Annotated in this window: 12 protein-coding genes and 1 tRNA gene; 5 read left to right on the forward strand and 8 right to left on the reverse strand. The window is 36.6% G+C overall.

Annotation, left to right across the window (positions count from 1 at the left end; all coding sequences use genetic code 11):
* Positions 1–148: 148 nt before the first annotated feature.
* From TOL5_RS01075 to TOL5_RS01085, 3 genes are all read right to left on the reverse strand, one after another.
* Positions 149–1,513: an OprD family outer membrane porin gene (locus tag TOL5_RS01075; protein ID WP_121774546.1), complete on the reverse strand. Its 1,365-nt coding sequence runs from the start codon at positions 1,511–1,513 to the stop codon at positions 149–151.
* A 64-nt stretch (positions 1,514–1,577) separates the two neighbouring features.
* The gene (locus TOL5_RS01080; RefSeq protein WP_121774545.1) at positions 1,578–2,978 is read right to left on the reverse strand and encodes an MFS transporter; all 1,401 of its coding nucleotides are present in this window, start codon (positions 2,976–2,978) and stop codon (positions 1,578–1,580) included.
* Between the two features lie 199 nt (positions 2,979–3,177).
* Positions 3,178–4,101 (reverse strand): dihydrodipicolinate synthase family protein, encoded by a 924-nt coding sequence (locus TOL5_RS01085; RefSeq protein ID WP_121774544.1) that lies wholly within the window; start codon positions 4,099–4,101, stop codon positions 3,178–3,180.
* Between the two features lie 153 nt (positions 4,102–4,254).
* Here TOL5_RS01085 and TOL5_RS01090 point away from each other — a divergent pair, with 153 nt between their 5' ends.
* On the forward strand, positions 4,255–5,166 hold the full coding sequence (locus TOL5_RS01090) for a LysR family transcriptional regulator (protein ID WP_121774543.1): 912 nt from the start codon (positions 4,255–4,257) through the stop codon (positions 5,164–5,166).
* 96 nt (positions 5,167–5,262) lie between these two features.
* Here TOL5_RS01090 and TOL5_RS01095 read toward each other — a convergent pair whose 3' ends face one another.
* Positions 5,263–6,186 (reverse strand): LysR substrate-binding domain-containing protein, encoded by a 924-nt coding sequence (locus TOL5_RS01095; protein WP_121774542.1) that lies wholly within the window; start codon positions 6,184–6,186, stop codon positions 5,263–5,265.
* Positions 6,187–6,303: 117 nt separating this feature from the next.
* Positions 6,304–6,930 (reverse strand): isochorismate family cysteine hydrolase YcaC, encoded by a 627-nt coding sequence (gene ycaC, locus TOL5_RS01100; RefSeq protein WP_004826162.1) that lies wholly within the window; start codon positions 6,928–6,930, stop codon positions 6,304–6,306.
* A 276-nt stretch (positions 6,931–7,206) separates the two neighbouring features.
* On the opposite strand from ycaC, the gene TOL5_RS01105 reads away from it, so the two are divergent.
* The 3 genes from TOL5_RS01105 (at position 7,207) to TOL5_RS01115 (ending at position 10,971) form a co-directional block, all read left to right on the forward strand.
* Positions 7,207–8,082 carry a pirin family protein gene (locus TOL5_RS01105; RefSeq protein WP_121774540.1) on the forward strand — a complete coding sequence of 292 codons (876 nt, stop codon included), beginning with the start codon at positions 7,207–7,209 and terminating at the stop codon, positions 8,080–8,082.
* 719 nt (positions 8,083–8,801) lie between these two features.
* Complete coding sequence (locus TOL5_RS01110) at positions 8,802–10,100, forward strand: FAD-dependent oxidoreductase (protein WP_042087870.1); 1,299 nt, start codon at positions 8,802–8,804, stop codon at positions 10,098–10,100.
* A 55-nt stretch (positions 10,101–10,155) separates the two neighbouring features.
* Positions 10,156–10,971, forward strand: a complete 816-nt coding sequence (locus TOL5_RS01115) for an SAM-dependent methyltransferase (protein WP_121774539.1) — start codon at positions 10,156–10,158, stop codon at positions 10,969–10,971.
* A 112-nt stretch (positions 10,972–11,083) separates the two neighbouring features.
* On the opposite strand, the gene TOL5_RS01120 is transcribed toward TOL5_RS01115, so the two are convergent.
* Positions 11,084–11,159 (reverse strand) — tRNA-Thr (locus TOL5_RS01120).
* A gap of 665 nt (positions 11,160–11,824) precedes the next feature.
* Positions 11,825–12,052 (reverse strand): hypothetical protein, encoded by a 228-nt coding sequence (locus TOL5_RS01125; RefSeq protein WP_004826172.1) that lies wholly within the window; start codon positions 12,050–12,052, stop codon positions 11,825–11,827.
* A 255-nt stretch (positions 12,053–12,307) separates the two neighbouring features.
* Here TOL5_RS01125 and TOL5_RS01130 point away from each other — a divergent pair, with 255 nt between their 5' ends.
* Entirely contained in the window at positions 12,308–12,655 is a 348-nt protein-coding gene (locus TOL5_RS01130) for a hypothetical protein (RefSeq protein WP_171428648.1), read from the forward strand.
* Between the two features lie 161 nt (positions 12,656–12,816).
* On the opposite strand, the gene TOL5_RS01135 is transcribed toward TOL5_RS01130, so the two are convergent.
* Positions 12,817–13,401: a hypothetical protein gene (locus TOL5_RS01135; protein ID WP_121774537.1), complete on the reverse strand. Its 585-nt coding sequence runs from the start codon at positions 13,399–13,401 to the stop codon at positions 12,817–12,819.
* Positions 13,402–13,405: the final 4 nt, after the last annotated feature.

Raw genomic sequence — 13,405 nt, forward strand, 5'->3', positions numbered from 1 at the left:
TATAGCACGTAGCTTTTTAGTTTATAAGCTAAGTTATTTATAAAATATCAACAAGTGCTTATTAATTGGATAGAAAAATTGATTTATATAGCTAAAAATCGATTAAATTACTTCAATAATTGTCATGATAATTTACATTTTAATCAACCTAAAATAAATAACTATATGTCAAGGCCACTCTGTGTTGATGCCAGTCATCTCTTAGTAATCCGTTGATCTTTTGATCAGTATTTTCACGATCAAAGCTAGAATGGTAAGTAAGATAAGCGTACTTTAAATCCATATTTTTTAACCAAGGGGTACTATAGCTAAGGGATATCTCGGAAAATCTCTCTTTACCAGCAACGTTTTGATTCATATTACTTTGATGAGCACCATCACCAGAAATATATTTAAATTCTGTTTTTAAACCTGATATTAAATTTTTCCAGTCATATTTTATCCGCATCATCCACGCTAACTCATCATTGTTTGTAAAGTCTGGGCCAATTGGAGTAGAGGTCGGGAAAGGGGAGGTACCATTGTCTTGAATAAGTGTTTTTTTATTCAGCGCCTGCGTTGAATAATTATCCTCAATCCACATTCCATCAAACTTAGAAATAGCAGCACCAAGTTCAATATCTTTGTATTTCCATGTGCTTTGAAAAAAATATCCTCTTCCATTGTTATCAGTTTCTATACCTTTTACACAATCAACATCATATTCTGCTCCACATTTAAAGAGATTCCCTGCATCTTTTGAAAAGTAAGCACCTGAGTGTAAATTAATTTCCCCAAGTTCAGTCTTTATGGGATAGTGAACCTGAACACCATATTTCTTTAAATAATTTTTGCTGTTAAGTAGTTCCGTATTCATTGTTATTCCGTGCCAATTATAGTCTGCACCGATGAGTGCGATATAATCTATTTTTTCATTCGCATCGGTCACAAAATCTGTGAATTTTGCTGATGTCCTTGGTCGCCATTGATTATAGTAGCCTAAATATGTTCTAAGCTCGGGTAATGGTTTCCATATGGTTGATATACCAGAGAAAGTATCAGGGATAGCGCGATTATTTGTAGTCTTAACCAAGGTGGTATTCACTGCTTGGCGCCCTATCTTAATTTCAGCATCAGCACTGGGCTTAAGTTTAAGGGTGAGAATTCCGAGCGTTGCAAAATTTTGATCAAGTTTTCCATCAGAGTTTAGGTCCAACAGCTGTACTGTAGTATTGTTACCAGAATCCATTAAACGAGTTACGCCATATAAGGATGCATCAAACCCAATGACATTACGCCAATAGGATGAAATATAATTTAACTCTATACCTAAGGCACCTTGTTCATAGTATTTTTGCTGTGGATCTGGATTCATTGTAGATGCATGTATCCGTCCCTCATCATTAAAATAACGAGTATTTATTTTCAATTCTAAGTCTTTATTTGTTAGTTCATCACGAGCATAGACAGGAAGGGAAAATATAAAGCTAAGAATAGCGGTTAAAAGTATTCTATTTTTCATAGCTAATTCCATTTAAATACCTAGATCAGCCAATACGAAATTCTTCTGTATTGATCATTTTTGTTCACTTTGATCATTAAGGTGATAATTTTTCTAAAACTTGTCCTTTAGTTTCAATGGCAAATAAAATTGTTATAATTCCACCAATTAGCACAAGACATGCCATAACGGAAAAAACATATTTGATGCCAAAACCAGAAATAGTAAAAGCAACGATCATTGGACCTATTGATGAACCCATTCTCAGTAAGGCACTTGAGAAACCAAGTCCTACAGCTCGGATACGAGTTGGATAAAGTTCTGCTGTGTAGAGATAGAGTGAAAAAGAAATAGTTTGTAAGATGGCATAACTTAGAGTGGCAAAGATGAGGACCTCTTTCGCAGAAGTTGCACCAAGTGTTGTCAGACAGATGAATGGTACTGTCGCAAGAAGATAAGCAAAGGCATACCATTTTTTACGTCCAACACGGTCAATCATTAAGGCACAAATAATAGAGGCAATGACCCCGATGGCTGAAGTAAACCACCCATAACCCAATGCAGTTTGTAATTCCAAACCAAAATGTTGTTTATATAAAGTAGGTAGCCAAGTGACGAGTCCATTATTGACGGTATAAACAGATAGCCAAAGTCCCCATAGCGTCAAAGTACGTTTGAGATAAATACCTTGAAATAATTCTGTCCAGTTGGTTTTTTTTTGCTCCGTTTTTTTAATTGAATCTTCATCTATTATAGGTGTTGGCAAAGACTTACCTGCTTTAAGCGCCGCTTTTTCAAAAGAAGTTACAATATTATCGGCTTCTTTGAAGCGTCCCTTTGAAGCAAGCCATCGTGGAGATTCTGGCATGAAAAAACGCAAAGGAATGACTAACAGAGAAGGCACTAGCCCAACAATAAATAATGCTTTCCAGCCATATAATGGCATCAAAAAATATCCTGCCATTCCAGCAAACATAAGACCTACAGGGAAAATAACCTCATAGAGTAAAAAAAACTTCCCCCGTTTTTCAGCGCCAATCATTTCGTTAATATAAGCACTGGCAATCGGTACTTCCCCTCCTGTACCAATACCTTGTAGAAAACGAAATAACATCATGGAGGTTCCGCTCCATGCAAAAATACAAGCGATATCCATTGAAACAAACAATAAGATCGTAAAAAACATCATTTTCATTCGACCAAAGCGTTCGGCTAAGGACCCGAAAATAATCGCACCAAAGAATTGCCCAATATATCCTGCGGCAATAATCATTCCGATTTGTGATGGTGTGAGATTCCACTCTTGCACTAGTTGTGGCATGGCAAATGCGATGACCAACACTGTATAGGCATCGAAAAAAGTGGCTATACCAATCACAATTCGAATAAATTGCAACTTTGCTGTAACAGGCATACGTTCAAGACGTGCAATAATGTTGGCTTGATTTTCTATAAATTTTTGGGGCGATATATTCTGATTTTGTGTGGAACTTGACATAACAATCTCCATTTGAAAATAATTAGAACTGCCTATCCGATGGCAGCAGTTTTTAATTTAAATGACTAATTACAATAGTTTTTTACTTAAATTATATTCTAATAATTCGAGTGTCAGGCTTTTTAGTTTCTCAGAGCTAAAGAAGATTAGATTTTGACTAATCCTCTTTGCTATATGCAGACTATGAATTCGATCTAGTCTAACGAGAAACAATACCAGCAAGACGCATTGCTTCATGAATCTCTTGTTCAGCACCATCTTGTAGTGGTAGTAATGGTGACCGAACCGTTGCATGCTCTAGAATTCCACGGGCAACTAGAGCATGTTTTAATGCAACAGTGCCTTCCATATGTGAACCACGATGATATACATTGCGTGTTACTGGCAATAACTTGTCATGTATTTCACGTGCTTTGACATAATCTTTTGCCTTACCTGCCTTGATTAATTCAATGAGTAACTCTGGCGCTATATTCCCATAACCTACTAGCGCACCATCTACATCAAACATCGTGTGAAGCAAGTATTCATCGTGGCAGGTTAGAACCTGAAGATCTGGGCGTTCTTTGCGAATAATAGGAATTTCAACATCCCAGCGACGCATATTACGTACACCATTTTTCATGGCAAATACGCCAGATTGTGCTGAAATTTCTAATAGAGTATCTAAATCATAAGTCGCTTTTGTCACATCAGGATATTGGAATAAAATCGATGGGAGACCAGATTCTTCATAGATTGCTTTGTAACGATCTTGAGGAGCACCTTTTTGATAGCCAAAGCGTAACCAGCCATGAGATGGATAGACAAGCCCAGCTTGAGCACCTGCTTCTTTTGCACGTTTTGCCTCTTGAGTGGCAACATTTGTTCCTTCTAAAGTGATACCCGCAATGACTGGAATTTTATTATCTACAGATTTAACAAAACTCTCGATAACTTGTTGTTGTTCCTTTTGTGAAAGGAATGTTCCTTCACCCGCATGTCCTAAAACGACTAAACCTTTTACACCATCAATACTCCCTAACCAAGAACCAAGACGTTGGATTGCATCATGATCAACTGCGCCTTCACGAGTAAATGGTGTAACGGGCGCAGGAGTAAGTCCTCGTAAATCTAAACTCATCTTCTTTTCCTTAAATATTTTAAATTAATAAAAATCAATAGTTTAAATAAATTAATTGATCTTTTAAAAAGTATAGGAGGATAATATTTGCGGCGGAAGACTTAAAAAAAGCATTTCAGATATACTAAAAATGCATACTATAAGGACGAGATGATGAACTATAGGTTATGGAAAATATTTTTAGAAGCACACGAGTTAGGGAGTCTGAGTAAAGTGGCAATCTTGCATAATTCAAGTCAGCCACAAGTGAGTAGACAAATAACTGAATTAGAGAGTTTTTGCGGTCAAATATTATTTCACCGTACAGGGCGGGGTGTTGTTTTGACTGATTTTGGGCAGTTTTTATTGCCACAAATCAGAAGTTGGATAGATTATACGGAAAAACTGGAGCTTGAAATCCAAAACTCCTCAAACATTATTAGGGGAAAAGTATGTATTGGAAGTATACCTTCGACTGCACATCCTCTGTTAACTACCGTGAGTGATATTTTACATCGGGAATTTCCTAATATTCAGCTATCTGTACGTGAGGGACAAGGCGTTCAACTTGAAAAGTGGTTAGATGATGGCAGTGTAGATTTAGCCTTACTATATAGATTTGATCATGAAGCATCTAATGGTGATCAATATTTAACAGAAGTGGATAGTTATTTTGTTGCTCGAGGTGATGATCCTCTAGTACAGATGGATGAAATTGAATTTAGTAAGATTGATCAAAACCCTATAGTGACTTTTTGTCGACCAAACAGTTGGGTTTCTCATTTGGAAGCGATTGCAAAAGCACAGAATATTCATCTTAACATTGTATTTCAAGCTGACTCTATATCGATGCAAACACATTTAATTGAAAATTTTGGTTACTATGCCATTCTTGGACCACAAGCCATTCAAAATGCTTCTAAAAATTGTTATATAAAAGCATCTAAGATTATATCTCCATCTATTAAACGCTTTATTGCTTTATCTATGTCGCCTAATACCTATTTGACACCTGCTACAAAAAAAGTGATTGAAATTATTAAATATGTTATTTCCTTAGAACTAGTGAATCTCGGTAAGTTTTGATGAGTTGGAAATCATGATGGGAGATAAGTTTACGATCTAGGTCGGTTGGCGAGCGGTTATGGTGTCTATTGTTCTGTTCCAGAAAGCATCTAGATTTTAAAGTAGATAACCCTCTTGTTGAGGGGCATAAGCACGGATGCCTTCAACAAGATCCTCAATGAGTTTTTCCATCACTAAGCGTTGTCCTTTTCTGGATGCATAAACCAGTTGTACAGTCCCGATATTGGAACACCATTCAGGTAAAATATGAATCAAACGACCCGAAACAATATCTTGTTCTACGGTTAAATAAGGCAGATCGGCAATGCCTAAACCATCCAAAACTGCATAATAGGCACCCATCAAGTCATTGCTCTTGATACGCGGTTGCAGAGGAATATCGATTTCCTCTTGTTGCTTGTTATGATGTAAATGCCAATGATAATGCTGTTTGTCTGTACCTAAAACAATGCTTGGAAATTCACATAACTCGATGACATGCTGAATTTCACGGTCGCCTAAAAGTTCAGGACTAATGACTAAGCAATGCGTGGTTTTAATAATGTCACGAACAATGATACTAGAGTCTTCATTCATGGTGAAATTGGTACGAATCGCCAAATCAATATCATCATGCAAAACATCGATACGTCGACTGGTCAATGCTAATTCAACATTGACCTTGGGATATTTTTTTAAAAACTGATTTAAAATAGGACGAATTTGGTGTTCTAACATCACGGGAGGGCAACTAATTTTAATCAGTCCCTGCAATTCAACTTTTTGCTTTAACAGTACATTCTGTGCAGTATCAGCTTGATCAATAATCTTGGAGCATTCTTCAAAAAATTCTTGCCCTAAAGGTGTGACTTTAAAATGCCGTGTCGAACGTTGAATTAAAGTGACATTGAATTTTGCTTCCAACTCCAAAATACGTCGGCTAAGTTTTGACTTGGTAATGTTACTGGCTTCACTTGCAGCACTAAATCCGCCATGCTTTACAACCAAATAAAAATAATAGTAGTCGTCAAAAGAATGCACAGCTATATCTCTGAATTGGGTTGTTTAGATCATATCACTGATAGGAAAATACACTCAATCATATCAACTCAAAATAGAAATGTAAGCGCTTACATTTCTATTTGAGAGCAGATTGTCTTATTTTTGAGAAGTATTCTGATTGTAACTGTTGATCAGGTTACGGTAGTCAGGTATATGGTTGCCAAATAATGTACCTAAACCTTCGATGTCATTGCGCCAGTCACGATGTAATTCACAGGCAGCACCAAACCAAGTCATTAACTGTGCGCCTGCACTGCTCATACGATCCCAAGCTGAATCACGAGTGAGTGGATTGAAAGTGCCAGAAGCATCGGTAATCACAAACACATCAAAGTCTTCTTCAAGGGCTGAAAGGGCAGGAAAAGCCACACAAACTTCAGTCACAACCCCTGCAATAATCAATTGCTTTTTGCCGGTTGCTTTTACAGCTTTCACAAAGTCTTCATTGTCCCAAGCATTGATTTGACCAGGGCGAGCGATATAAGGCGCATCTGGAAAGAGTTGTTTTAACTCAGGTACAAGCGGACCATTTGGACCATCTTCAAAACTGGTGGTTAAAATGGTTGGAAGATTAAAATATTTGGCTGCTGCTGCGAGTGCCAATACATTGTTCTTAAATTTATCTGGATCAATATCACGTACTAAAGACAACAATCCTGTTTGATGATCGACTAATAATACGGCTGCATCTTCTTTATTTAAACGAACGTAAGGTTTGCCCATTTTTTATATCCTGAATTTAAAAAAGTTTAAATTGTGCTTAAAAACAAAACAAATTGCTTTGTATGGACTTTATCTTAGGGTGTTTATATTGAACAAATAAGTCTAAAAAATGAGATAAATAATCCCATATATAAGATTATTATCGGGCATGTAAGGGGGAGTATTGGGCTTTAATGTCCTATATTTGAGATACAGTGTATTGATGGGTTGCTGTATTCAGCACTTTAAAAAACATAAAATACAATCATATTAAAGCCTAGAGATAGGAGTATTGAGATGAAAAGAATTATCGGTGTATACCGCAATCAAAATATGCATTGGGTGGGTGATGGCTTTCCAGTAAAAAGCTTGTTTTCTTATGATCGTCTAGGTCAGGCAATCAGCCCGTTTTTACTTTTAGACTATGCCGCACCTTACACATTTGCACCAAGTCATGAACAGCATGGTGTGGGTTCGCATCCTCATCGTGGTTTTGAAACAGTAACTATTGCATATCAAGGTGAAGTGACGCATAAGGATTCACATGGCGGTGGTGGAACGATTAAAACTGGCGATGTGCAATGGATGACTGCGGGCGCTGGTTTAGTTCATGAAGAGTTCCATTCACATGAGTTTACCGAAAAAGGTGGTCTGTTTGAAATGGTTCAGCTTTGGGTAAACTTACCTGCGGCAGATAAAATGACTCAACCGAAGTACCAAGCCATTTCTGCACAAGATATTCCTGTGATTCATTTTGATGATGATGCAGGGCATTTGCGTGTGATTGCTGGAAAATATGCTGAACAACAAGGCGCTGCTTCAACATTTAGCCCTGTGAATGTATGGGATGGTCAATTAAAAGCAGACCATACGCAAATTGTTCATGTTCCTGTTGACCATAATGTGTTGGTGGTTGTCCTTGAAGGTGAAATGCTACTCAACGGTACGCAAAAAGTACTCGACAGTTCGATCGTCATGTTTGATCAAGATGGCGATGTAGCAATTCAACTTGAAGCGGTGCAAGATGCTAAGTTTTTGGTGTTGACTGGTAAACCGTTGAATGAACCTATTCAGGGTTATGGTCCATTTGTGATGAATACCAAGGAAGAGATCGTGCAAGCTTTTAACGATTTCAATCAAGGTAAATTCGGCGAAATTGCAGCAGAAGCTTAAACAAAGGCGGATTGTAAAATCCGCTTTTTTATACTCGAAATTGTATGAAGTTCGGGTCTGAAAAAGAAAAAAGAGCTTTGATCTCATCAATCAAAAGCTCTTTACGCTGTAGTTTTCTTGTATTCGAAATCGCTATTCTTATACGATGGTTTTAATGTATTGCATGCATCATAATAAATGAAAAATGTGAAGTAAAGCACATATTGGGTTGTTTGTCTAAATTCTGAGCATAATGATAAAAATTGATCAAGGCTTATTATGCGAACAACAGCAAAAATTTTCATCCTATAGGTAAATTTCAAAGTGAAAAAAAAGGATCTCTATTCCACACTATAGAGATCCTTTTTGTGCTGTAGTTTCTTTTATTGTCGATATAGTCATAATTATTTGTTTTTATTATAAATGTGATTTGCTTATCATTTTTATGCTGTAAATTTTAAATAAGAAAATACGGTTTGTAAACGATTTTTTAATAAATAGTTAAATTATCTTTATGTTTTTAACAGAATTTTTTAATATATGAAAATAAAAATGAAATATAAATCATGTAGATCGCATACATTCGCAATATTTAGGATTCCGATGAATGGTAAGCTTAAAATGGGCATTTTTTTCTAAAAAAATTCCAACAAAAAAAGTTAAATGTGGAACTTTTTAATACCGTGATTTAATCCGCTATAGCTCATAATAAAAAAAATGGTTACGCACGGATAATAACTTTGGATATTGCAGTGATTGGTAGTGGTATGGCTGGCCTAGCTACCGCAAGAATTCTTAAAGATGCAGGTCATCACATTACCATCTTTGAAGCATTACCTGGTCGTGGGATGGATAGTCACAGTATTGAGTTTGAAGGTGGCTTAATTGATGCGCCATTACGTGTGATGAATCCACATTTATGGAAAAACACGCTTAGCCTAGCGACACATTTGGGTATAAAAACATTTCCTGTACGTACTTTTATGGCGTGCAGTTGGTTATTTGAAGATAAAACAGAAACATGGTTGACCACCTCTCGTACTCGGATTGGTAATTTTCCGATTATCAATAACCGCAAAGGCATTAAGCAGTACGGATGGCGTTTGGTGAAAGGGATGTTGCAACTTAAAACAGCAATTTCTCAGTTTTTTAAATCTAAAAATCAAGAGATTACCCTCGCAGATTTTATAAATCAGAATGAAATCGAAGAAGTATTTTGGCATGGTGCGGTAATGCCAGTGCTCTATACAATTTGTACCTGTGACCCTAAAACGATTGGTGAATGGCCAGCAAAGCCGTTGTTAATCTTTTTAAAGCAATTAACTGATGGCGATGCATTGCTTCGTTTACATGGCGGTACACCTGCTTTTGTCGATAAATTAATCGAAGGCATTGATATACATAGCAGTTCTGAAATTACGCTGGTTGAAGAACAGGGCGAAGCTGTTTTGGTTAAAAATGCCCAAGGCGAGCAATTCCAGTTTGATCGTGTTGTGGTTGCCACCCCGACCAACAAATTGGACAGTTTTTTAAATGTTGAACAGTTTGCTGATGATATTGAACTTTTGAAAAAGTTTAAATTTGAGCAGGGTGAATTGGTCATGCACACCGATCCAACGGTGATGCCTCCAAACCGTAAAGACTGGTCCGTGTTGAGCTATATGATGGATCGTAAATTTACCAAGCAACAGTTCACGGTTTGGCTCAACTCGATTGAACCGAGTCTGGTGGGCAAGTCTCCAGTCTTCCAAACTTGGCGTCCAGTTACGACAATTGATCCTAAGAAAATTATTTCAACAGTGACCTTAACACGAGCTGTTGTAGACTCTGAAACTGTTGCATTGAATAAAGAGTTGCAAGCGCGCCATAAAGTGGCAAATCGCAAAGTCTTTTATTGTGGTTCATGGTCATGTGATGGCTTACCTATCCTTGAGTCAGCGGTCACTTCGGCAATGCATATTGCAGAGATATTTAATGCACCATTGCCATTTAAAGGTTTAAAGCCTAATGTTGAGGTCGCACCACAACTCGGTTATTAATGGCTAAATCAGATGAGTGGTGTGTCAGCATCACTTTCAGATTGAGCATTTAAACATGAAATGGATTCAAGCAATTCAGCAGCAATTTCCCAAACATAAATATGCAATCAATGCAAAGATGTTGGGCGATACCGCTGAATGTGCTTGGACCAATCTCGGCTTGTGGACAGAGACAACGTCTTCCTACCCCCAAGCCTGCCAACAGCTTGCACAAGGACTTGCAGACGCCGTGCAACTTCAATCGCATGATCGTGTGCTAGATTTGGGTTGTGGGCAAGGTGCGAGTTTAAAATATTGGTTAACGCATTATCAGATTCAGCATCTTGAAGCAGTAGAACTACAACCACACTGCGTCAAGCAAATTCAAAAGCAGCTTCCCCATGTTAAAGCAGTTCATTGCCAATCATTTTTGAATCTAAATAAAAACCTTTTCTCTCAAGCTTTTGATGTAGTGATGTGTATTGATGCAGCCTATCATAGTGATTTAAATTCATTTCTGACTTCAGTTGTACCACTTTTAAATTCAAAAGGACGTTTAGCCTTTCATTATCTGATGCTGTCAGATGTCCATTTAAATTCAAAACAAAAACTCAAATATCAATGCTTACTCAAAGCAGCAGATGTTCGTTTCAAAACTTTAAAGACAGAACAGCAAATTCATCAAGTAGTAGCACAACATCATTTTAACCAGATTGAGATTCAAGATATTTCTACAGCGGTATTTGCTGGGTTTAGTCAATATATTGCTGCTAGAAAAGACATGGGGCGAGGGCTGGATCAATTCAAAATACAGATGACCGCCAAGCTCTGCGAAACACTGTTTAACGAGGGCATCGTGCGTTATATACAGATCAGTGCGATAAAAGCATAAAGATAAGATTTTTCAATTGAAGAAATCGGAAAAAGAAGACCGAATATGACGATGCAAAAAGCATGATTCAGAAACAACAAAGCCTCACTAAAAAGCGAGGCTAAGTAAAAAATGGTGCCGGCACACGGATTCGAACTGTGGACCTACTGATTACAAGTCAGTTGCTCTACCAACTGAGCTATGCCGGCAACGTGGCGAGAATTTTACAGAAAAATGATAAGAATGCAAGCCAAAAAATAAGCACTTGAGTGAGTTAAAGTTTTTTTATTTAAAATCAAGGATTTTAAGGTATTTAGGAAAGCTGTATATTGGAAGAGAGGTTAAAAGAATTAAACTAGTAAATGACGGTTTGTACAATATAGATTGGTTTTTTAAGCGATCTGTCATGTAATTTTAGAATTGTGCTGATTTTAGAAACTTAACCAAAAATAGTCATTGAAAAAACCACACTATTGGCAAGCAATAAAATTGCAAATAAAACGATTTGGAAGTTTTTCATAGTATTTATTTTTTAGTGTGAAATAATATGCATTATTTTTATCAAAGTTGAATTGATAAGTAAATAGTGAAGCATTTATTATTTCAAAAAAACATATTATTTTTTAAGTGTTTTTAAATCCAAACCATATTTTTCTGATCTTGAATGATTTGATTTTCCTTAGAATTGTTGGTTGTTTATCAAATATCTTCTAGGATGGTCTCGTGGCATCAATCACTTAGCAAAAATGAGTTAAAGTGGATGGATGCGATAGAGATGAAATGGTTGTGTACTGGCAAAAAGGCTTACTGAAATGTAAGCCTTATGGTTTTTAGTGAATTTGAATAAATCTTTATCCGATTTAAAAATATAGACTTATTTTCTCCTCAAAATATGATCTAAATCTTGTGCGCATTCTTCTAGAGTGATTGCCATATCAAATTGCATTTGGGGTTTCAATTCGTTTGCGAGTTTTCTCCATTGCTCAATCAACTGGATAGCTTTCTGAATTTTATGTTTATTTACATCCTTGGCAATAGTTGGGGTGTATCCACCACGTTTAGCATTTTTGACTTGTCTTACATAATTGGCGCTGTTATTCATTGTTGCTCCCGAATAGCAGTTTTATGTCATAAACTTGTTTGAATCGCTAATAGGTACTGCATCATCATTATCTAAAGAGAATATTACATCTATATGATTTTTATTTTGTATTTCACCTCCTTTGCATATATCGAGAAGTTCTTTTCACTTGATACTAATTCAAGAAAGTATGAATTGAAATAGGGAATTGTCTGATTCATTCAGTGGATATGTATCTATTTGCTTCAAAAAACAGTTTAAATATCGTATAACTCAATGAAGTCAAAAACAGAACAATTGAGAATGAAAAGATTCAGTATTTTATTATTTTTGGTTTCGGTTGCACATGCTGAAGTTCCGAACGAATGTCAGTTGGTTGAAGAAACCTCCGCAATGTTAATGCAGTTACGTCAAAGTGGTTTGTCGCTGGATGATGTGGACTTTAATCCTGAAGCCTTGTCTGCAAAAGAACAGGTATTGTTAAAAGGTATGATTGACGATGCAAAGGATGTTCCGATTTATCAAATTCCTTTAACCCGTCAAAAAGCCATTGATGATTTCAAAGTCAAGTGGCAAGAGGTGTGTCAGTCAGCAGATGTAGTGACGCCGACTGAAACGAGATAAGCTCTTATTTTTCGATCAGGCTAGCAAGTCTGTTGAAGTGAGTAGATTTTAGTTCGTCCTATTCGATCAGATTGAAATAAAACCGATGTGTCTAAAACAGATCGGTTTCAGTAAAAATTACAGGTTACTTGTGCTTGACGTTTTAAGCAGATCAATCACAGTTAAGTGAACCGATAAACCTGACCTTCTATTTTAAGGTCTACAGATTTGATTTGTTTCATCGGGCAGTGATCTAAAATAATACTTAAGCCTTCATCAGTTAAGTTTTCACCATTCGCTCCCCACGTAACCACTTGACATGATTTGTTATCTTGAGTCGAAATTTTTAATTCGTCGATCCACAGGTCTTTGAATTGATTGGCTTTCATAAATTCAATACTGATTATCTGATCAACATTGGGTCTAGGGTCAGCACTATACATAAACCAAATCAGTGGATACGCAGTGTTAGAACAATCAACACTGTATTCATTTGCTCCACAATGCTGCATTTTAATCACTGAATTTGATGACTTTTTAACGCTTTGTATTGGTTGAGTTGATGAAGTAAGACTAGCGGAAGGCTGTGCAGATACCTTATCTACTGCGACGTCTGACGCCGACTTTTGTGTTGGTTCAGACTGGATGATTGTCTCATGATCATTTTTTTGTAGGTTTGACTTGGATTGATTGAATAAAATATAAATAATCGCGATTAGTGCGACGATCATGATTAGATTGATGATGATTTGTGGCTGAAGTTTCATGTCA

Source organism: Acinetobacter sp. Tol 5, assembly GCF_019702905.1.
Classification (GTDB): domain Bacteria; phylum Pseudomonadota; class Gammaproteobacteria; order Pseudomonadales; family Moraxellaceae; genus Acinetobacter; species Acinetobacter bereziniae.

Bases quoted from the DNA above. Each gene is read 5' to 3' on its own strand.
- TOL5_RS01130 (WP_171428648.1), top strand. From the start codon at position 12,308: ATGAAGTCAAAAACAGAACAATTGAGAATGAAAAGATTCAGTATTTTA.
- ycaC (WP_004826162.1), bottom strand. From the start codon at position 6,930: ATGGGCAAACCTTACGTTCGTTTAAATAAAGAAGATGCAGCCGTATTA.
- TOL5_RS01075 (WP_121774546.1), bottom strand. From the start codon at position 1,513: ATGGAATTAGCTATGAAAAATAGAATACTTTTAACCGCTATTCTTAGC.
- TOL5_RS01080 (WP_121774545.1), bottom strand. From the start codon at position 2,978: ATGTCAAGTTCCACACAAAATCAGAATATATCGCCCCAAAAATTTATA.
- TOL5_RS01085 (WP_121774544.1), bottom strand. From the start codon at position 4,101: ATGAGTTTAGATTTACGAGGACTTACTCCTGCGCCCGTTACACCATTT.
- TOL5_RS01125 (WP_004826172.1), bottom strand. From the start codon at position 12,052: ATGAATAACAGCGCCAATTATGTAAGACAAGTCAAAAATGCTAAACGT.
- TOL5_RS01090 (WP_121774543.1), top strand. From the start codon at position 4,255: ATGAACTATAGGTTATGGAAAATATTTTTAGAAGCACACGAGTTAGGG.
- TOL5_RS01135 (WP_121774537.1), bottom strand. From the start codon at position 13,401: ATGAAACTTCAGCCACAAATCATCATCAATCTAATCATGATCGTCGCA.
- TOL5_RS01115 (WP_121774539.1), top strand. From the start codon at position 10,156: ATGAAATGGATTCAAGCAATTCAGCAGCAATTTCCCAAACATAAATAT.
- TOL5_RS01105 (WP_121774540.1), top strand. From the start codon at position 7,207: ATGAAAAGAATTATCGGTGTATACCGCAATCAAAATATGCATTGGGTG.